We start from the raw sequence: 18,705 nt of genomic DNA, 5'->3' as shown, positions 1-18,705 counted from the left end.
CCCGATGGCCAGACAAGCGAGCAAATCCAGCCTGCTTTTTTCAGGGTCCGACTGGGATTTCAAAACATTGTCGCGGACCTATGACGCTATCGAGGCACTTGCGGTCGAAGAGCTTCATCTGGACACCTATCCCGTTCAGATGGAGATCATCTCGTCGCAGCAGATGCTCGACGCCTATTCGTCCATCGGCATGCCATTGATGTACCGTCACTGGTCTTTCGGCAAACATTTCCTCCACCAGGATCTGCTCTATCGCAAGGGCGGGCGGGGGCTTGCCTATGAACTGGTCATCAATTCCAATCCCTGCATCGTCTATCTAATGGAGGAAAACACCATGGCCCTGCAGGCCCTGGTGACGGCCCACGCAGCGCTCGGGCACAATCATTTCTTCAAGAACAATCAGCTGTTCAAACAGTGGACGGATGCGGGTGCGATCCTCAGCTACCTGGACTTCGCCAAGGGCTACATAGTCCGCTGCGAGGAGCGGCACGGCCTCGCCGCCGTCGAGGCTGTTCTCGATTCCGCCCACGCGCTGATGGATCAGGGCGTGTTCCGCTATCACCGGCCGCCGAGGTTGTCGTCGGAACGGCAACGCGAAGGAATTCGCGAGCGTCTCGAATACGAGGAACGCTCCTACAACGACTTGTGGCGTACGCTGCCGGCCTCGCAGCAAGCGGCCAACGACAAGGGCCAGGACCCAGAGTGGAAGAAATCGCTCAATCTGCCCGAGGAAAACCTGCTCTATTTCCTGGAAAAGAACAGCCCAGTCCTGGAGCCCTGGCAGCGCGAGATCATCAGGATCGTTCGTGTCATCGCGCAATATTTTTACCCGCAACGGCAGACACAGGTGATGAACGAAGGTTGTGCCACTTTCGTGCACTATACGCTGATGAACATGCTGTTCGACCGCGGCCAGATCAGCGAAGGCGCCATGCTCGAAATCCTGCGCAATCATTCCAACGTGGTCTTCCAGCCGGCCTTCGACGATCCGCGTTTTTCAGGCATCAACCCCTATGCTCTCGGCCTCGACATGATGCAGGACATTCAGCGCATCTCGACCGAACCCACGGCCGAGGACCGCGATTGGTTCCCCGACATGGCCGGCCAGGGCAACTGGCGCGAGGTCCTGCTGGACGCCTGGGCCGAGCATCGCGACGAATCCTTCATCCGCCAGTACCTCAGCCCGGCCTTGATCCGGAAATGGCGGTTTTTTGTGCTCGGCGACGCTGCCGACCAGCCGCATTGCCTGGTCGCGTCCATCCACGATGAGCGCGGCTACGCCAAGATACGCGCCGCGCTCGCCAACAGTTATGATCTCGGCGCGAACCGGCCGGACATTCAGGTGGTGGATGTCGATCTGCTCGGCGACCGCCATTTGCGGCTGCAGCACAAGGTCAATGACGGCATCCTTCTCGAGGATGCCAGCCGCGACGCCACGCTTCGTCACATCCGCAGGCTTTGGGGTTATGAAGTCAGCCTGGCGGCCATGGATGCCGAGACCGGCGCGACGATCCACGAACGCTCGACGAGCCAGATCGCGGGATGACGGCACCCGGTCTCCCGGCGCACATCAGGCGTCGCCGGCTGGCCTGATCCTCAGCCTTGCGATCCGGTTCTTGTCGCGTTTCATGACGATGAAGCGCTTGCCGTGGAACGTAAAAGCCTGCTTCTCCTCGGGGATCGATTGCGTCTCGTGGATGACGAGGCCGGCAATGGTGGTTGCCTCCTCATCCGGCAGGTTCCAGTCGAGAGCCCGGTTGAGGTCACGGATCGGCACCGTACCGTCGACGACCACGGAGCCGTCGGCCTCCTGCTTGACGCCCTGTATGTCGACATCGTGCTCGTCGGCGATCTCGCCGACGATCTCCTCGATAATGTCCTCCAGCGTCACCAGCCCTTCGACCTCGCCATATTCGTCGACGACGACGGCGAAATGCGCCTTGCGGCGAAGGAAGGCGTTGAGCTGTTCCTGCAAGGTCGTGGTGTCGGGCACGAACCAGGGTTTCGAAGCGATCTTCATCACGTCGATCCTGGAGAAATCGTTGCCGACTTCGTTCAAGGCGCGCAGCAGATCCTTTGCATGCAGCACGCCGACGATGTTGTCGAGCGAACCTTTCCACAGCGGCATGCGGGTGTGCGGGCTTTGCAAAATCTCGCGCACCACCGCTTCCGGCGCATTGTCGGCATTGACCGAGCGCATGTTGGTGCGGTGGACCATGATGTCGGAGACTTCGAGTTCGGCGAGATCGAACAGGCCGCCGACGCGGTCGCGATCCTCGCGCACCACCTGGCCATCGCGGCGGAAATCGTCGACCGCGCCGCGCAATTCGTCCTGGCTGGAGCGCTGCGGCTCGATGCGCGAAAGCTCGTACCCGAACATGGCAAGCAGGCGCGTGCGCACGGTAACGAGCAGCACGATGAGGATGGCAAGGACGGCGACGACGATCCAGCCGGGCTCGTTCATCTCCGGTCGCTTTCCTTTGGGTGGTTCTCCCTCAGAAACGACAGCACTTCCGATGCCGGAACATCCTTGGCAATGAAAGCCTGGCCGATGCCGCGCGTCAGGATGAAGGTCAGCGCGCCGCGCGACACCTTCTTGTCCTGGGTGATAAAGGCAAGCAGCGCCTCGGCGTCAGGCAGATCGCCCGGGATGTCGGCTATTCGCCAGGGCAGGCCGACGGCGCGCAGATGCGCCTCGACGCGCGCGGCATCGTCGGGGCTGGCCAGATTGAGCCGCGACGAGAACCGGTAGGCCAGCGCCATGCCGATGGCGACCCCTTCGCCATGGACGAGGCGGCTTCCGTCATATTGGGTGGCGGCTTCCAGCGCGTGGCCGAATGTGTGGCCGAGATTGAGCAGCGCGCGGTCGCCGGTCTCGAACTCGTCACGCGCAACCACGTCGGCCTTGGCGCGGCAGGCTTCGGCAATCGCCTGCGCCCTCTCCGGCCCGCCGGCAAAAACCTGAACCCAATTCTTTTCCAGCCAGGCGAAAAATTCCGGCCGGTCGATGAGCCCGTATTTGGCGAGCTCGGCATAGCCGGCGCGGAATTCCCGGATCGGCAGCGTGTCGAGCACCCCTGTGTCGGCCAACACCAGTTTCGGCTGATGGAAGACGCCGACAAGGTTCTTGCCGCGTGGGCTGTTGATGCCGGTCTTGCCGCCGACCGAGGAATCGACCTGCGCCAGCAGCGAGGTCGGAATCTGCACGAAATTCATGCCGCGCCGCACGATGCCGGCGGCAAAGCCGGCAAGGTCGCCAATAACGCCGCCGCCGAAGGCGATGACGATGTCGCCGCGCTCCAGTTTCGCAGCCAGCACACCGTCGACCACCTCTTCGAGATGGGCAAAACTCTTGGTCTTCTCGCCGGCCGGCAGTGTGATGATGGCGGGCTGGATGCCACCCGTTTCGAGGCTGGCCTTCAGCGCACCGAGATGCGCTGCAGCGACATTGGCGTCGGTGACGACCGCGGCGCGTGTGCCCGGCAGCCGGCGCGCAATCTCCGCACCCGCGCGGGCCAACAATCCCGGGCCGATCAGAATGTCGTAGGTCCGGTCGCCAAGGCCGACTTCGACGACAACGGGTGCCTCGATGCTCACTGTTCCACCTCGCCCGTCGCAGCCGCCTGATCAATGCCGAAATGCCGGCACAGCGCGTCCACCACCTCGGTCGCGATGACTTCCTTGCGGTCGTCGCGGGTCGGCACTGTGACGTCCGATGTCGCGTAGACCGGATAGCGCTCGCCCATCAGCCGCTCCAGCACGGCGCGCGGGTCGGCGCTTTTCAGGAGCGGCCGGTTCTGTTTCTTGGCGACGCGATCCATCAGAAGGTCGAGTTCGGCCTTCAGCCACACCGAGACGCCCTGCGCTGCAATCGCCTCGCGCGTCTGCGCATTCATGAAGGCGCCGCCGCCGGTCGACAGCACCTGCGGCCCGTTTTCCAGCACGCGCAGGATGACGCGCTGCTCCAGCGCCCTGAATTCGGTCTCGCCGTAGCGCTCGAACAGTTCCGGAACGGTCATGCGCGAGACGCTTTCGATCTCCTGGTCGCTGTCTATGAAGGGCAGCGCCAGCATCGTCGCCACCTTGCGGCCGATCGCCGTCTTGCCGGCGCCCATCAATCCGACGAAGACGACGGAACGGCTGCCCAGCCTGCCGAGCAACGCGGCGTGGTTCTCGTCTGGAGGATTTGCTGGCAGCGCGTTCATCGGATGTTTCGAAGGCCCTCTTTGCCGGCGTATCGACATGAAAAGCCCGTTTGCGTCAAGCGTGGCAAGTGCCTTGAACCCGATATGGACCGGCAGGGTCTGCATCAGAAGTTGCTAACAGGCCCCAGCTTCTTCCTTGAATTGGCCGGATTGGCGTCCCATAAGGGGACAGGGTTTGGAAACGCAGAACAAGAAGACGGGCGAAAATTGATGCCGACACTGTTTCGCTTTGTCGTGGTAACAGCGATTCTGGCTGGCATTGCCTATGGTACGATGTTTGCACTGGTGATGTTCGTCGAGCCAAAGAAGGGGGAAATGAGCGTGCGCATCCCTCCGGAAAAGCTCAATCCCAAGAAAAGCTGAATGAACAGCGCGGCCCGCATCGAAGCCTTTCTGGAAATGATGAGCGCCGAGCGGGGCGCGGCCGAAAACACGCTTTCCTCCTACCGCCGCGACCTCGAGGACGCTTCCGGCGCGATCGATGGCGGGCTGGCCGGTGCCGCCGCCGCCGATATCCGCGCCTATCTCGACGACATTGCCGCCCGCGGCTTTGCCGCCACGTCGCAGGCGCGCAAACTGTCGGCGATCCGCCAGTTCTTCAAATTCCTCTACGCCGAAGGCCTGCGCGGCGATGACCCGACCGGCACGCTGGACAGCCCGAAAAAGGGCCGCCCGCTGCCCAAGACGATGAGCGAGGCCGACACCGGCCGGCTGATCGACCGTGCAGCAATTGAAGCCGGCGATGTCTCGTCGGGCGATGGGGACAGCCTGGCATCACTGCGCCTGCATGCGCTGGTCGAGGTGCTTTACGCCACCGGCCTGCGCGTTTCCGAGCTGGTCGGCTTGCCGGTGACGGTGGCGCAACGCGACGACCGCTTCTTCATGGTGCGCGGCAAGGGCGACAAGGAGCGCATGGTGCCGCTCTCCGCCAAGGCACGCGCGGCGATGAAGACCTGGCTTGCCGCCCGCGCCAAGGTGCCAGCCTTCGCCGACAGTCCGTTCCTGTTTCCGGCCGCCTCCGACAGCGGCTATCTCTCGCGCCAGGTCTTCGCGCGTGACCTGAAAGGGCTGGCGGCAAGGGCCGGCATTGCCTCGGCGAAGATCTCGCCGCACGTGCTGCGCCATGCTTTCGCCAGCCATCTCCTGCAGAACGGCGCCGATCTGCGGGCCGTGCAGCAATTGCTTGGCCATGCCGACATATCGACGACACAGATTTACACCCATGTGCTGGAAGAGCGGCTGGTGCGGCTGGTCAACGATCATCATCCGCTTGCCGACTAGGCCTCATATCGCTATGTGAGGACGACATTTCACCGCCCGGAGCCTTGGATTCAAGGGTTCCGTCAGCCACTGCCTTCCGACGTATCGGTCCGCTCACGCATGTATAATTACCTCGATTTCGAAAAGCCGGTGCAGGACCTCGAGGGCAAGATCCTCGAGCTGAAGAAGCTTGCCGAGAATGGCGAGGCGGTCGATGTCGGCGACGAGATCAACCGTCTCGAGAAGCGCTCCCGCGACGCATTGCGCGATGCCTACAAGGCGCTGACGCCTTGGCAGAAGGTGCAGGTGGCGCGCCATCCCGACAGGCCGCATTGCGTCGACTACATCAAGGGCCTGTTCACCGATTTCACGCCGCTGGCCGGCGACCGCAATTTCGGTGAGGACCAGGCGATCGTCGGCGGTTTCGCCCGTTTCCGCGGCGAACCCATTGCCATCATCGGCCAGGAAAAAGGTTCCGACACAGCCAGCCGCCTGAAGCACAATTTCGGCTCGGTTCGGCCGGAGGGCTACCGCAAGGCGGTACGGCTGATGGAACTGGCCGACCGCTTCAAGATCCCGCTCCTGACGCTGGTCGACACGGCCGGCGCCTATCCCGGAGTCAACGCCGAGGAGCGCGGCCAGGCGGAGGCTATCGCCCGTTCAACCTCGACCTGTCTCGGCCTGAAAGTACCGTCGATCTCGGTGGTCATCGGCGAAGGCGGTTCGGGCGGCGCCATTGCCATCGCCACCGCCAACCGCGTCTACATGCTCGAACACGCCATCTATTCGGTGATTTCGCCGGAAGGTGCCGCCTCGATCCTGTGGCGCGACACGACACGATCGAGGGACGCGGCGACCAACATGAAGATCACCGCGCAGGATCTTCTGGAACTGAAGATCATCGATGCCATCATCCCCGAGCCGCTCGGCGGTGCGCATCGCGGCGCCGAAACCGTGATCGCCGCGACCGGAGACCTCATCGCCAGGACGATGAAGGACTTCGCCGGCGCCAACACCGATTTCCGCGAACAGCGCCGCGAAAAATACCTGGCCATGGGCCGCAGTCTCTGACCACAGGCACCCTTGGCCGCAACAATGTGGCGGAGCGGAGCATTTTTGCCACAAAAATGCCGCTGCATTCGGCTCAATGAGACTGCCGCAGGGGGATGCGTCGGCACTTGCGGTAAGGAATTTATTAGGGTTAACGGGCTTAGGGTCCGTCGATGCGCAGTGTAGCAGCCGGGGCAGGAAACGTCCTGGCGCCAGAGAAAAGACGATATCCGTAGCCATGTTTGTCAAGCTTGCCCGCACCGGAATCCTGATCGCTGCCCTCGGCGTTGCCGGCTGCAACAATTCGTCGATGAAGGATTTTGCCCCGGAGGCCAACAAGCCGCTGCCCGACAAGATCCTCGCCGACATGAGGGCCAAGGGCATGGTCCGCACCTCGTCGGTGATGGCCCGCATCTTCAAGGAAGAAGGCAAGCTCGAGATCTGGAAGGCCAAGACCAACGGCCGCTATGACATGGTCGCCAGCTACGACATCTGCAAATGGTCGGGCAAGCTCGGGCCGAAATACACCGAAGGCGACCGCCAGGCGCCGGAAGGCTTCTACACGGTGCGCCCGGCGCAGATGAATCCGCGCTCGAACTACCATCTGTCCTTCAACATCGGCTATCCCAACGCCTATGACCGCGCCAACGGCCGCACCGGCTCCAATTTGATGGTGCACGGCGCCTGTTCGTCGTCGGGCTGCTATTCGATGACCGATGCGCAGATCGAGCAGATCTATGCCTTCGGCCGCGATGCCTTCCAAGGCGGCCAGACCGAGTTCCAGATCCAGGCGTTTCCGTTCCGCATGACCGCCGCCAACATGGCGCGCTACCGCAACGACCCGAATTACGACTTCTGGAAGATGCTCAAGGTCGGCTACGACAATTTCGAAATCACCAAGGTGCCGCCGAAGGTCGATGTCTGCGAGAAGCGTTATGTCTTCAACCAGGTAGCCGCCGACGGTCAGACATTCGATCCGACTGGCGCCTGCCCGGCGACGACGCAGCCTGATTCGCTGAAGAGCGCCTACAATTCCTACATGAGCACCTATGACGCGGCGTTCAGCGGCGCGGTCAAGGCCAGCGTGCCGGCGCCCAAGCCGACCATCGCCGGTATCAAGGAAGCCAGCATCGTCTCCGACTGGTCCAAGCGCCGCGCACGCGGCGAACGCGTACCGATCGATCCGCCGTCGCTCAACAATGACGGCTCGGTCACCGAGACGGCACGCATGGGCCGCATCGATTCGCCCGCCGGCCGCAAGATGGCGGCTCTTGATGCCGAAAAAGCTGCCAAGCAGAAGGCCGAGGAGCAGAGGCTGGCTGCCATTGAGGCGGCCAAGCAAGCCAAGGAAGCCGCCAAGGCCCAGGCTCTGGCCGAAAAGGAGGCCGAGAAGGCCGCCAAGGAGGCCCCAGTCGCCACCGCGACCATCGCGGCCCCTTCGGAAGCGGCGCCAATGGCTGAAACGCAAGCGGCGAGTGCCGACGAAAGCCGCGTGACGAAGCTGAAGAACAAGCTGCTCGGCATGTTCGGCGGTTGATATCGCCCGTGGCTGATCGCGCCGCTATTTATGACCTCAAGGGGCTGAACTGCCCCTTGCCCGTGCTCAAGGCCAAGAAGCGCCTCGCGGGGATGCAACCGGGCAGTCGGCTCTGGTTGGAGACCACCGACCCGCTCGCCGTCATCGACATTCCGGCATTCTGCTCCGAGAGCGGCCACCAGTTGATTGAAACGGCCGCGGTCTCCGGCGGCCATCGCTTCCTGGTCGAGCGCGGCGCGCCGTAATCGTTGGGAGCTACCGCCCGGCGATCGCCAGCGGATTGTTTTCCAGCGCCGCGCGGTCGGGCGTGTCAACCGACGGCCGGTCGGTGAAGGCGGCGAACAGCCTGCGGATATAATCTCCCGGCATGTCGAGCGTGATCAGCACCAGCCGCGTGCCACGCTGGCCATCCGGCCAGGACGGCAATTGCACCGGCGGATGCAGGATCTTCTGCACGCCATGGATCACCAGCGGCCGCGACGGGTCTTCCCTGAGCTCGATGACGCCCTTCATGCGCAGCAGGCGCTCGCCATGGGTCGAACGCAGCAGGTCGAGGAACATCTCGATCGCCGAAAACGGCACCGGGCCGTCATGCACCAGCGAATAGGAGCGCACGCGCTGATCGTGACGATGGCCGTGGTCATGGCCATGCTCGTGATCATGACCAGCATGATGGTGATGATCGTGCGCCGCTTCCTCGCCAAGCCAGCGCCGCACATCGGCGGATTTGGTTGCCGGGTTGTAGAGGCCGCAATCAAACAGCGCCGCCACGCCTGTCTCCGTGTCGCCGGCATCGAGCAGTTCGGCGCCCGGATTGATCTGCCGCAGGCGCGCCCGCAGCATTTCCAGCTCATTGGGGTCGGTGGCCAGATCGGCTTTGCTGAGCACGATGCGGTCGGCGACGGCAACCTGCTTGACCGCCTCGACATGGGCATCGAGCGTGGCGTTGCCGTTGACGGCATCGACCAGCGTGATGACGCCGTCGAGCCGGAAGGCCTGGATCAGCGCCGGATGCGCCATGATCGACTGCAGCACCGGCGCCGGGTCGGCAAGGCCGGTGGTTTCGACGATGACGCGGGCGAGCCGGGCAAGGCGGCCGGTCTGCAGCCGGTCGACCAGGTCGGCCAGCGTATCGACCAGTTCGCCGCGCACCGTGCAGCACAGACAGCCGTCCGACAGCTGGATGATGCCGTCGGAAGACTGCTCGACCAGCAAATGGTCGATCGCCACCTCGCCGAACTCGTTGATGATCACCGCGGTGTCGGCCAGCGCCGGATCCTTGAGCAGCCGGTTGAGCAGCGTCGTCTTGCCGGCGCCGAGGAAGCCGGTCAGCACCGAGACTGGGATCGGGAAGCCGCTGCCCATTGGCTAGTTCGCAACCTTGACCGGCTGGTCGCCCTGCGCGGCGGAGCCGGCAATCTTCGGGCCGGTGCCGGCCGGTGCCGGCCTGTCGGGCCGCCAGCTCGGGATCGGCACATCGGCAAATTCCTGCGCGCCCTGGTCGAGGATGGCCTTCGGCGCCGGACCGGTGGCGCCGCCAAGGCCGACGGCAACCAGCGTCGGCACATGGTCGAGCTTTCCCTGGTAGGGTGATTTCGGCACGTTCTTGGCGGCGGCCGGCGGCGCCTCGGACTGCTCCTGCGGCGTCTTCTTCTTGCAGACCTCGTCCTGCATGTCGTTGGGTGAGACCGTGTCGCCATAGGGCGCCAGCGTGGTGACGGTGGCCGAGCCGGCGACAGGCGTGTCGAACCCCTGATCGAGCAGTTTTGCCGCCGTCTCGGCGCGGGTGACCGCCGACTTCTCGCCAAGCACAACCGCGACCAGCGTGCGCCCGTTGCGCGTCGCCGAACCGATCATGTTGAAGCCGGAAGGGCAGACAAAACCGGTCTTCATGCCATCGGCGCCGGGATAGCGGCCGATCAAGAGATTGTAGTTGGGGATCGCCTTCTTGCCGACGGCAAGGCCCTCGATCGAGAACCACGGCACATATTGCGGAAATTCGCGGCGGATCGCCATCACCAGCACGGCGAGGTCGCGCGCCGTCGTGTACTGATCCGGCGAATAGAGCCCGTTCGGATTGACGAAATGCGTGCCGTTCATGCCGAGCCGGGTCGCCTCGGCGTTCATCCGGTCGGCAAAGGCCGCCTGCGAACCGCCGACATTTTCGCCGACAGCCATGGCAATGTCGTTGGCCGATTTGACCAGCATCATCTTCAGCGCATTGTCGAGCCGCATCACCGAGCCCGGCTTGAAGCCCATCTTGCTTGGCGGCTCGGCGGCGGAGTGTTTGGTCACCTTGATCGGCGAATCGAGCTGTACCTCGCCGGCCGCGATCGCCCGAAAGGTGACGTAAGCGGTCATCAGCTTGCTCAGCGATGCCGGATACCAGCGCTTGAACGCATCCTGATGCTGCAGGATCTTGCCGCTGCCGAGGTCGAACACGACCACCGGATTGGCCAGCGCCGGCCCGGCCACAACCGACAGCGCGATTGTGCCAGCCGAGAATAGTTTGAGGAAATGCCTGTACCGCATGATCAAATCCGAAATCGCCTCTTGCCGTAGTCGCCCCTGGCTCCGTAAGATTTCGTTACGCGATCGCCAGCATATGGTCCGACCCTCAAAAACCGGACCCCATTGTTGCGGTGCTATTTACTCTATGTGACGCCAAGATGGCAAAGTGCCTGGCGATCACAATTGCAAGGCAGCGGCCAACACCCGCCGTCCCAACAGCGAGATGGAACCATCATGCCAATCCTGAACCGTGCCGCCGAAATGCAGGACGAAGTTGCCGGCTGGCGCCAGCATCTGCACCAGACGCCAGAACTGAACTTCGACGTCTTCAAGACCGCCGCCTTCGTCACCGAGAAGTTGAAGGCCTTCGGCTGCGACGACGTGGTCACCGGGCTCGGCAAGACCGGCGTCGTCGGCATCATCCGCGGCCGCCAGGGCGAAGGTCCCACCATCGGCCTGCGCGCCGACATGGACGCGCTGCCGCTCAACGAGATATCAGGAAAGCCCTACGCCTCGACCATCCCCGGCAAGATGCATGCCTGCGGCCATGACGGCCACACGGCGATGCTGCTGGGTGCGGCCAAATACCTCGCCGAGACGCGCAACTTCACCGGTTCGGTGGCGGTGATCTTCCAGCCGGCCGAAGAGGGCGGCGGCGGCGGCAACGAGATGGTCAAGGACGGCATGATGGAGCGTTTCGACATCTCCAGGGTGTTCGGCATGCACAACATGCCGGGCCTGCCTGTCGGACAGTTCGCCATTCGCCCGGGCCCGATCATGGCGGCGACCGCCGAATTCACCATCACCGTGCGCGGCAAGGGCGGCCACGCGGCGATGCCGCACGGCACGATCGACCCGATCGTCATCACCAGCCAATTGGTCGGCGCCTTGCAGACGATCGCCTCGCGCAGCACCGATCCGGTCGAGGCCGTGGTGGTGTCGGTGACCAAGTTCCACGCCGGCGATGCCTACAACATCATTCCCGAAACCGCCGAAATCGCCGGCACCGTGCGCACCTTGCGAAAAGAAATCGCCAAGAAGTCCGAAGAGCGCATCCGCAGCATTTGCGACGGGCTGGCGACCGCGTTCGGGGCCAGGATCGAGGTCGACTACCAGGCGAATTATCCCGTGACCTTCAACCACGCGGAAGAGACGGTGTTTGCCGGTGACGTCGCGATGAGTGTCGCCGGCGACGCCCATGTCCACCGCGGCATCCAGCCGGTGATGGGCGGCGAGGATTTCTCCTACATGCTCGAAGCCCGCCCCGGCGCCTTCATCTTCATCGGCAATGGCGACACCGCCGGTCTGCACCACCCGGCCTACGATTTCAATGACGAGGTCATCCCGCACGGCATGAGCTACTGGGTGAAACTGGCTGAAACCGCGCTGGCCGCCTGACAGCGGCAGCGCAAAGCCGGCCGAATTGCCTTCGGCCGGCCTCTTGGCGAAACGATCCGAAGCGGCTATGTGTCTGGCCGCGTGGTCCCGTAGCTCAGTAGGATAGAGCGGCAGATTCCTAATCTGTAGGTCACAGGTTCGATTCCTGTCGGGATCACCATCCGCAATCCCTTACAGCGCAAGGCTTTGCAGAGATTCGGTGGCTCTAAGAATCTGATGATTTTATGTTGCACGCCTACCGGCTACTACCGCGCATTACCGGGGTTTTGCACGTGCTAGCTGCGCTTACATGCAACAAATCATGCAACACCGCTTAGGACCGTATTACCGGGAACTTTCGCGCACTTGCGCGCACTTGCGATAATTACGCTGGCCGCTATACTTGCCCCACGCTCATCCTTTTGGGCGCCCAGACAGTCATCTACGGTCCGCTTCGGCTAGGCCGCGCTCAACCCCCGAGCGCTGACTGTCTCCCAGCCCGAAACGTCAGTGCTCATTTTCGGAGTACCGACACATGGCAAATACCGACCTTGAAATCATCTGGGGTGCGAAGGCTATCGCCAACGTCCTCAACTGCGACGAGCGGAAGGCTTTCTACCTTCTGGAAAGCGGTTCTATCCCTGGCGCGCGCAAGCTCGCTGGGCGTTGGTGCGTCGCCCGCCAAAAGCTGCACGACCTGTTCCTCGGAACGGAGGCAGCGTGACATGGGCGATACCCCGTCATCTGCCACGGTGCAGACAGCCGCCAAATGGCTTGCTGACAATTGGCACACCTTGGAACGGCCCCTCATCCCGCGCTTGCGCAGCGCCTATGGCCTGTCAGCGCTGGACGCCATCAACGCCACGCGCATCGCGCGGAGCATCGTCTATCAAAAAGCAAACGCCGGCCTCGGGGATGAAGGCCGGCGTTCTGGAGAATCGTGAACATCTGAAAGCACGTCCCGAGCTTGGGCAATGCTCGCAAAACCCTACCCTACTTCAACCTTGAGTTGCAATAGATTTTATTGGGTAGGGCAATGACACAACAACCACTTCCCGTGGACATCGATGAGACTGAGCGTTTTCTGAATATTATCGACCCGGACGCGACAACCTTCACCTTCCAAACTATCGACGACAGTCTGAAGAAGGACCCGAAGCTGGTGCGGGTGCTGCACGGTTCTCTCCGCACGTGCGCGGCCGAGCTGATTAAGCTCAACAAACTGGGTGCAGGTGTCTTCGTAACCATCAACGAGACAAATGGCGAAGGGCGAGATACGGACGACATAGTCCGTGTCCGCGCTGTCTTTGTCGATCTCGATGGCGCGCCACTTGACCCAGTGCTGAACGACGTTTGCCCGCCGCAGGTGGTGGTAACAACGTCCGAGGGCAAATGGCACGCATACTGGCGCGTCGAGGGGATGACGCTTGACGAGTTCCCCGCCGCCCAGCGCAAGCTTATCGAAAAGTTTGATGGCGACGAGGTGGTGAAGGACTTGCCACGTGTCATGCGTCTGCCTGGCTTCTACCACCAGAAAGGCGAGCCGCAGCTTGTCCGCATATACAAGACATGGCTTGTCGAGACATACCCCGCAAAGCAGTTCAGGGGTGATCCGCCTCCCTTACCCATCCTGCAAGCTGTGGGCTCGGCAGACGATGACACTGGCGCAGCGATGCAGTTGGTGGCGAGCGAGTGCGCCAAAGTGGCTGCGACGCCAGATGGCAGTAAGAAGCGCAATGACACATTGAACAAAGCGGCCTTCACCATAGGAGGGCTCGTCGCGAACGGCTACATTGATGAAGAGGACGCACGGAGACGGCTTGAAGCGGCAGCGGATGAATGTGGCCTCGCTCGGAAGGAATCTGGCCCGACCATTCGATCTGGGCTGACGGCTGGCAAGGGGCGCCCCATCACGCCCCGTCTAATACTAGATCCCACAGACCCGATGCGTAGCGCGAAGAGCATGGTGCTAGCGCGCTACACCGACGACAAGGGGCTGCGCACGCTACAGCGCCACCGCAGCACCTTCTGGGTGTGGAACGGCTCGCACTATGCCATTGCCGACGACGAGCAGATCGAGGCGGCCGCATGGGACTTCCTCGCCCTCGCCTTTCAACCGGGCAAAGAGGGGCTAGCACCATTCAAACCAAACTCAGCCCGCGTGGCTGACGTAACCAAGGCACTGCGCGCTGCCGCCCGCCTGCCCAACGACATATCAGCACCTGCATGGATGGACGCTGATCCAGACAAACCAGCGTCAGAATTTATGGCAGTGAAGAACGGTCTGCTTCACGTCCCGAGTGGCGAGATGTGGCAACCAACAGCCAGCTTCTTCAACACCAGCTCATCGGAAGTGTCATACGATCCCGACGCCCCTGCACCCAGTAGGTGGCTGGCATTCCTGAAACAGGTGTTTGTCGATGATCAGGAAGCGATAGACGCGCTGCAGGAGTGGTTTGGCTACACGCTGCTGCCGGACACGTCGCAGCAGAAAATTCTGCTCATAGTAGGGCCGCGCCGCTCGGGCAAAGGCACTATTGCCCGCGTCCTGACGCAACTGCTGGGACGCGATTCCGTCGCCGGGCCAACTGCATCAGGGCTTGGTGAAACGTTCGGGCTTGAATCGCTCATACCAAAGCCCCTTGCCATCGTGCCTGACATGCGGATTGGCGCGAGGACGGACAAGTCCACGGTGGCTGAGCGTTTGCTCTCCATCTCCGGCGAGGACACCCTCACTGTCAACCGCAAGTTCAAGGAGGCGTGGATTGGCAGGCTGAACACTCGCATCATGATCCTGACGAACGAGGTGCCAGCTTTTTCCGATGGTGCGGGCGCCCTAGCCAGCCGCTTCCTTGTCTTGATGATGGAGGTGAGCTTCCTCGGCGAAGAGGACAGAGGGCTGTTCGACAAGCTCAAGCTCGAAATGGCGGGCATCCTGAATTGGGCGATGGAGGGCTATGAGCGTCTGCGCCAGCGTGGACACTTCATCCAGCCGTCCCGAAGCGAAGCGGTGGTGGATGAGATGGAGGCGCTGTCGTCGCCCGTCCGCGCGTTCGTCAAGGATTGCTGCGAGGTTGGGCCGGGATTTGAAGTCAGCACGGATGAGATGTTTGGCGAGTGGGAGGCATGGTGCACACGTGCCAGCATCGACAAGCCCGGAAACAAGAGTTGGTTTGGACGCAATTTGCGTTCCGCTGTACCGGGGCTGTCGGCGGGCGAAGCGGGTAGTGAACGGACGCCTGTCTACAAGGGCGTGAGGCTGACGACTTCTGCCGTGGAGCGACGCACTAGGGCGGTGCAGGAGAAGCAGAATATGGAGGATATTGCTGCTGGCAGGGATGTCTTTCACCAAGAAGGACACAGACATTGACCGGGGCATCCGGGGGCATTTACCCGAACCGTTTGCGATTTTGCAGTTTCCCAAACAACAATTTCCGCGTGCTGGATCTGTAAATGCCTGGGTATGCCCCGGTGAACAAAAATCCTCTTGTGTGCAGCCCCCTGGAAAAAGTCGGGTGATGACGAATTCCGAGGAGATGGCCACATTTATTTGCGCGTGCGCCCCTCGATCTATGCTGGGCGCGATAGCAAGCTCCGACCTACAGTTTTTATATCCGTAGTACTTCGATAAGCGATTCAAAACATTCTGCAAAATAGTTCATGTTGCATGCATGTTGCAGGCCACCCTACGCTGCAACTACGCCAATTTGAACAAAACAAACCTGTCGAAGCCCTTCCTCAAGCAAGCGCTTAACCTATGACAAGCAATTATCCAGTCCCTCGAAGCAGGCACTTCCAGAGCCGTGTCACCAAAGGCAAGGAGCTTCTGCCGGGCGTCGATGGACGCACACGGTGGGCGCGGCGGCTGCACGACCTCGTGGCCAATCACGTTCAGGACCTCGGCGGACCGAAGCACGTCACGCAGAGCCAGTTCGCTTTGATAAGGGCTGCCGCCACTACGACCATCATTCTCGAGAAATGGGAACTTCAGTTTGCGACGGAGCAAAACGTCAACATAGCTGACCTGCTGGGCTATCAAACGACGCTCAACACCCTGCGAAGGGTTCTTGAGACGCTGGGCCTCAACCGCGTCGCTCCCCCACCTGACACAGCGCCAGTCCTGGACATGAGCAAGCTTACCCCCTCGGAACAGCAACGCTTCAACATGCTGAGCCACACGGCAACCGAGGTGGGACTGCATGCCCTATCGGAAAGCAACGCTCAGGAACTTTACACGCTGATGGAGCGAGCTTCTGGCCGGGGCGTCGGTCCTTCGTCCACTGACGCCGCCTACCGTGATCGTCCAATTCACGAGATCGACTATTCGAGGCGATGAACATGCGCATCGGTGATTACGTCAAAGGCAATTCCGGCAAGACGTGGGTCGTCGCCAATGTCGTCCCCGAGGGCTGGTTCACCTGTCTCGGCGAGGGCAGACACGTCTTCATGATCCGTGATGAAACGAACTCAGACGGGGACATCGATCTCGTTGCCACGCTGCAATCCGAGGATGACGTTTACATGGGCTGGCGCACCGGCCCCGCCTTCGAGAAGGGCCAACGGTTCATAGTCGAGGGCGAGCGGGTCGAGGTGCACAGCGCTACGCCGCTCTTCGTGTTCCTCCGTATGCAGGACCAGTCGTTCACCGCCCTGTGGCGGTGGCAAGCGTCCCTGCTCGTGCACCGCAGGAAGCCGATGAGCTTTGAGATGGCAGAGATGACGACGCTCACAGAGGGGGCAATCTGATGACCGTAGCGATTGGCGATATCGTCGTGGCGGGATCAGGGCTGCGCTGGTGCGTCCTGGGCTTTGTTGGCAACCCCAGCGGCGGGCAGGACGCGAAGCTGATCCGCAAAAACTCCGATGGCAGTTTCACCGGCGTCCAGAAGGATTCCGAAGTGCTGATCGCGGTGGAAACCCCTGTCTTCGAGATCGGCGAGCCGGTGACGATCAACGGTCTCAAAGGGTTTTTCCAGTCCATAGAGCGCGAAGAGCACGTCGCGCGCATCATGCTGGCGCCCCGCTCCAAGCAATTGGCAAGCGGCGGATTTGTCGAGATTCAGGCGGGTGTATCTCGCGCCAGCTACGCCTTGCTCATCCTTGAAAATCGAAAAGTGTAGGAGAAGACACGATGGCAACCGTTGCCGATTTGGAACAACAACTGCACGTCAGCCCCTCGATCGATGAGAGGGCAATCGACCACCACGCCCCGAGGCAGATTGGTAACGTCAAGGCGGAGCCCGAGCCTGAGCACTTGGCGCTGTCAGGGGCGATGCGAATAGCGCGGGAGGAGGCCCACGCGCTGGTCGCTCTCGCTGAGGCTGTGTACGGGGATGGGTCGCAGACGCCCGAGGCAGCGGTTATCCAGCTAGCTACCGCCGCGCAAAAGACGGGGGAACGCGTTGCTGCGCGCTTGGTCGCTGCTCAGGCGAAGGTGGACGTCACAATTGCTTCAATCGAAAAGGCGACGTTCGCTCCCGAGGGCGCATCCCCGCTGGACCCTGAAATCCGCTCTGCACTAAAGGACATGACGCCCGACCAACGCTCCGAAGCCCTCAGTGCGGCGTTGGAAGCTGGCGACATGACGCTGATCGGGTCCGTGCTGCGCGCCCCTGGACTGCTGACGCGGATGAAGGCTGCTGAGCTTGCCTCACTCCGGCACCGCTACCAACAGAAGCACTTCCCCGCCGAGATGGCCCGCCTTGAGCGTCTGCGGAAGATGCGCGCGGCGGCGGACGTTGGCGGCGGGGCGTTCGTCAAGCTCGTCAAGCAAGTTGGCGAAGGCAGATTTGGCAAATTCGCATCTGCCGCCAAGGCCGCGCGCTCGAAGCGTGAAAGCGCACTGGCGGCACATCAACAAAAGGAGATTTGAACATGATCCGTGAAAGCCACATCAACAACTATTACGTCCCGGTGCACGACCAACCTAATCCGCTGTGCCTACCGCGACGCATTGCCGCAGATCGCCTAGACGCGATCCCGGAAAATTATCGCGCCGCCTATCTTGAAGAAGACGATCCCACCAAGGGCTTCGAACTGTCTACCCGCATCGCGGACGTTATTCGGGATGGTGAGGCTGAGCTTGCGTCGCTCAATGCGCAGCTTGAGAAAATCAAAGTCGAGGGTCCAGCGAAACTGGCGGCTGTGAAGCAGCAGATGCGGGACAATGCCGTCGATGAGACCCTCCGTCTGTCGTTCGCCAAAGCTGGCGCGCACAATGGGCTGGTTGATGGTGCGATGGCGATACTGAAGAAAACAAATCAGTTCGAAGCAGAGAAGACGTCTGATGACGGCACCTATGCCGTGCTCGCCCGGACGAGTCTTGGACTCGCTCAGGTTGATAGCGTCGTCCAGCAGTTCATGCAAAGCGACGAGGGGGCAGCATATCGCGGCAAGCCCGCCGCCCCCGCAGGTAGTGCCTTCAGTCAGCTTCAGTCGGGTTTGAAACGGCAACACTGACAACAGCACCCTTGCCAAAAGCGAGGGGCTTGGCCTTTGCGCGCTTTGGCGACGCAACGCTGTAGCGCATTGCCCCGTCTTTCATGACGCCGCCGATAGCGGCACCCCCGCGCTTCACATCGCCGATCAGCGAGTAAGCCGCCTGCTTGCTGATCGACAGCTTCTCTGCAATTTCCACGACGCTGACGGCACCGCCATTCAGCATTTCAAGCACCTGGGCCTTTTTGGTCTGCCGAATGGCGACGGGGGTCCCGGCTTTGACTTCAATTTTGCTCTTACGCATTTTGATGTACTCCTGTCTGACGT

Annotated in this window: 21 protein-coding genes and 1 tRNA gene; 16 read left to right on the top strand and 6 right to left on the bottom strand. The window is 61.8% G+C overall.

Annotation, left to right across the window (positions count from 1 at the left end; all coding sequences use genetic code 11):
- The first annotated feature begins 4 nt into the window (after positions 1-4).
- Positions 5-1,546: a SpoVR family protein gene (locus AC0NIL_RS07900; protein WP_275954258.1), complete on the top strand. Its 1,542-nt coding sequence runs from the start codon at positions 5-7 to the stop codon at positions 1,544-1,546.
- A 24-nt stretch (positions 1,547-1,570) separates the two neighbouring features.
- Here the strand turns inward: AC0NIL_RS07900 and AC0NIL_RS07895 are convergent, their stop codons facing one another.
- From AC0NIL_RS07895 to AC0NIL_RS07885, 3 genes are read right to left on the bottom strand one after another with little or no spacing between them, the layout of a single operon-like run.
- Positions 1,571-2,464, bottom strand: a complete 894-nt coding sequence (locus AC0NIL_RS07895; protein ID WP_064993085.1) for an HlyC/CorC family transporter — start codon at positions 2,462-2,464, stop codon at positions 1,571-1,573.
- Positions 2,461-3,597, bottom strand: coding sequence for a 3-dehydroquinate synthase (gene aroB, locus AC0NIL_RS07890; protein WP_275954259.1), 1,137 nt, complete (start codon positions 3,595-3,597; stop codon positions 2,461-2,463). The genes AC0NIL_RS07895 and aroB overlap by 4 nt, the downstream gene beginning before the upstream one ends.
- Complete coding sequence (locus tag AC0NIL_RS07885; RefSeq protein WP_024503735.1) at positions 3,594-4,205, bottom strand: shikimate kinase; 612 nt, start codon at positions 4,203-4,205, stop codon at positions 3,594-3,596. Before AC0NIL_RS07885 ends, aroB begins: the two co-directional genes overlap by 4 nt.
- 210 nt (positions 4,206-4,415) lie before the next feature.
- Here AC0NIL_RS07885 and AC0NIL_RS07880 point away from each other — a divergent pair, with 210 nt between their 5' ends.
- The 5 genes from AC0NIL_RS07880 to AC0NIL_RS07860 all read left to right on the top strand — a co-directional run bounded on the left by AC0NIL_RS07880 (position 4,416) and on the right by AC0NIL_RS07860 (position 8,297).
- Positions 4,416-4,568 carry a hypothetical protein gene (locus AC0NIL_RS07880; protein ID WP_013529356.1) on the top strand — a complete coding sequence of 51 codons (153 nt, stop codon included), beginning with the start codon at positions 4,416-4,418 and terminating at the stop codon, positions 4,566-4,568.
- Positions 4,569-5,486: a site-specific tyrosine recombinase XerD gene (locus AC0NIL_RS07875; RefSeq protein ID WP_013529355.1), complete on the top strand. Its 918-nt coding sequence runs from the start codon at positions 4,569-4,571 to the stop codon at positions 5,484-5,486.
- Positions 5,487-5,585: 99 nt separating this feature from the next.
- Positions 5,586-6,536, top strand: a complete 951-nt coding sequence (locus AC0NIL_RS07870) for an acetyl-CoA carboxylase carboxyltransferase subunit alpha (RefSeq protein ID WP_275954260.1) — start codon at positions 5,586-5,588, stop codon at positions 6,534-6,536.
- 217 nt (positions 6,537-6,753) lie between these two features.
- Complete coding sequence (locus tag AC0NIL_RS07865) at positions 6,754-8,052, top strand: L,D-transpeptidase family protein (protein WP_013529353.1); 1,299 nt, start codon at positions 6,754-6,756, stop codon at positions 8,050-8,052.
- 8 nt (positions 8,053-8,060) lie between these two features.
- Complete coding sequence (locus AC0NIL_RS07860; RefSeq protein ID WP_024503732.1) at positions 8,061-8,297, top strand: sulfurtransferase TusA family protein; 237 nt, start codon at positions 8,061-8,063, stop codon at positions 8,295-8,297.
- A 10-nt stretch (positions 8,298-8,307) separates the two neighbouring features.
- Here AC0NIL_RS07860 and AC0NIL_RS07855 read toward each other — a convergent pair whose 3' ends face one another.
- Both AC0NIL_RS07855 and AC0NIL_RS07850 read right to left on the bottom strand, forming a co-directional pair.
- Entirely contained in the window at positions 8,308-9,417 is a 1,110-nt protein-coding gene (locus AC0NIL_RS07855) for a CobW family GTP-binding protein (protein ID WP_275954261.1), read from the bottom strand.
- 3 nt (positions 9,418-9,420) lie between these two features.
- Entirely contained in the window at positions 9,421-10,584 is a 1,164-nt protein-coding gene (locus AC0NIL_RS07850) for a D-alanyl-D-alanine carboxypeptidase family protein (protein WP_275954262.1), read from the bottom strand.
- A 213-nt stretch (positions 10,585-10,797) separates the two neighbouring features.
- Between AC0NIL_RS07850 and AC0NIL_RS07845 the strand changes: the two genes are divergently transcribed.
- From AC0NIL_RS07845 to AC0NIL_RS07800, 10 genes are all read left to right on the top strand, one after another.
- Positions 10,798-11,961, top strand: coding sequence for a M20 aminoacylase family protein (locus AC0NIL_RS07845; protein ID WP_063169116.1), 1,164 nt, complete (start codon positions 10,798-10,800; stop codon positions 11,959-11,961).
- An 83-nt stretch (positions 11,962-12,044) separates the two neighbouring features.
- Positions 12,045-12,121, top strand: a tRNA-Arg gene (locus AC0NIL_RS07840).
- A 354-nt stretch (positions 12,122-12,475) separates the two neighbouring features.
- The gene (locus tag AC0NIL_RS07835) at positions 12,476-12,664 is read left to right on the top strand and encodes a DNA-binding protein (protein ID WP_473572641.1); all 189 of its coding nucleotides are present in this window, start codon (positions 12,476-12,478) and stop codon (positions 12,662-12,664) included.
- A gap of 1 nt (position 12,665) precedes the next feature.
- The gene (locus AC0NIL_RS07830; protein WP_473572642.1) at positions 12,666-12,884 is read left to right on the top strand and encodes a hypothetical protein; all 219 of its coding nucleotides are present in this window, start codon (positions 12,666-12,668) and stop codon (positions 12,882-12,884) included.
- 92 nt (positions 12,885-12,976) lie between these two features.
- Positions 12,977-15,310: a phage/plasmid primase, P4 family gene (locus AC0NIL_RS07825; protein ID WP_473572643.1), complete on the top strand. Its 2,334-nt coding sequence runs from the start codon at positions 12,977-12,979 to the stop codon at positions 15,308-15,310.
- Positions 15,311-15,697: 387 nt separating this feature from the next.
- Positions 15,698-16,276, top strand: coding sequence for a hypothetical protein (locus AC0NIL_RS07820; protein ID WP_473572644.1), 579 nt, complete (start codon positions 15,698-15,700; stop codon positions 16,274-16,276).
- 2 nt (positions 16,277-16,278) lie between these two features.
- Positions 16,279-16,686, top strand: a complete 408-nt coding sequence (locus AC0NIL_RS07815; protein ID WP_473572645.1) for a hypothetical protein — start codon at positions 16,279-16,281, stop codon at positions 16,684-16,686.
- Positions 16,686-17,060, top strand: coding sequence for a hypothetical protein (locus tag AC0NIL_RS07810; RefSeq protein WP_473572646.1), 375 nt, complete (start codon positions 16,686-16,688; stop codon positions 17,058-17,060). The genes AC0NIL_RS07815 and AC0NIL_RS07810 overlap by 1 nt, the downstream gene beginning before the upstream one ends.
- 11 nt (positions 17,061-17,071) lie before the next feature.
- Positions 17,072-17,812, top strand: coding sequence for a hypothetical protein (locus AC0NIL_RS07805; RefSeq protein WP_473572647.1), 741 nt, complete (start codon positions 17,072-17,074; stop codon positions 17,810-17,812).
- Positions 17,813-17,814: 2 nt separating this feature from the next.
- Complete coding sequence (locus AC0NIL_RS07800; protein WP_473572648.1) at positions 17,815-18,399, top strand: hypothetical protein; 585 nt, start codon at positions 17,815-17,817, stop codon at positions 18,397-18,399.
- Here AC0NIL_RS07800 and AC0NIL_RS07795 read toward each other — a convergent pair.
- A complete protein-coding gene (locus tag AC0NIL_RS07795) occupies positions 18,362-18,682 on the bottom strand; it encodes a hypothetical protein (RefSeq protein WP_473572649.1) in 321 nt (106 codons plus the stop codon). The genes AC0NIL_RS07800 and AC0NIL_RS07795 overlap by 38 nt on opposite strands.
- Positions 18,683-18,705: the final 23 nt, after the last annotated feature.

The organism is Mesorhizobium sp. WSM1343 (assembly GCF_055901535.1).
Note: the sequence above shows the minus strand (reverse complement) of the source record. Positions and strands in the feature narration are given on the sequence as shown.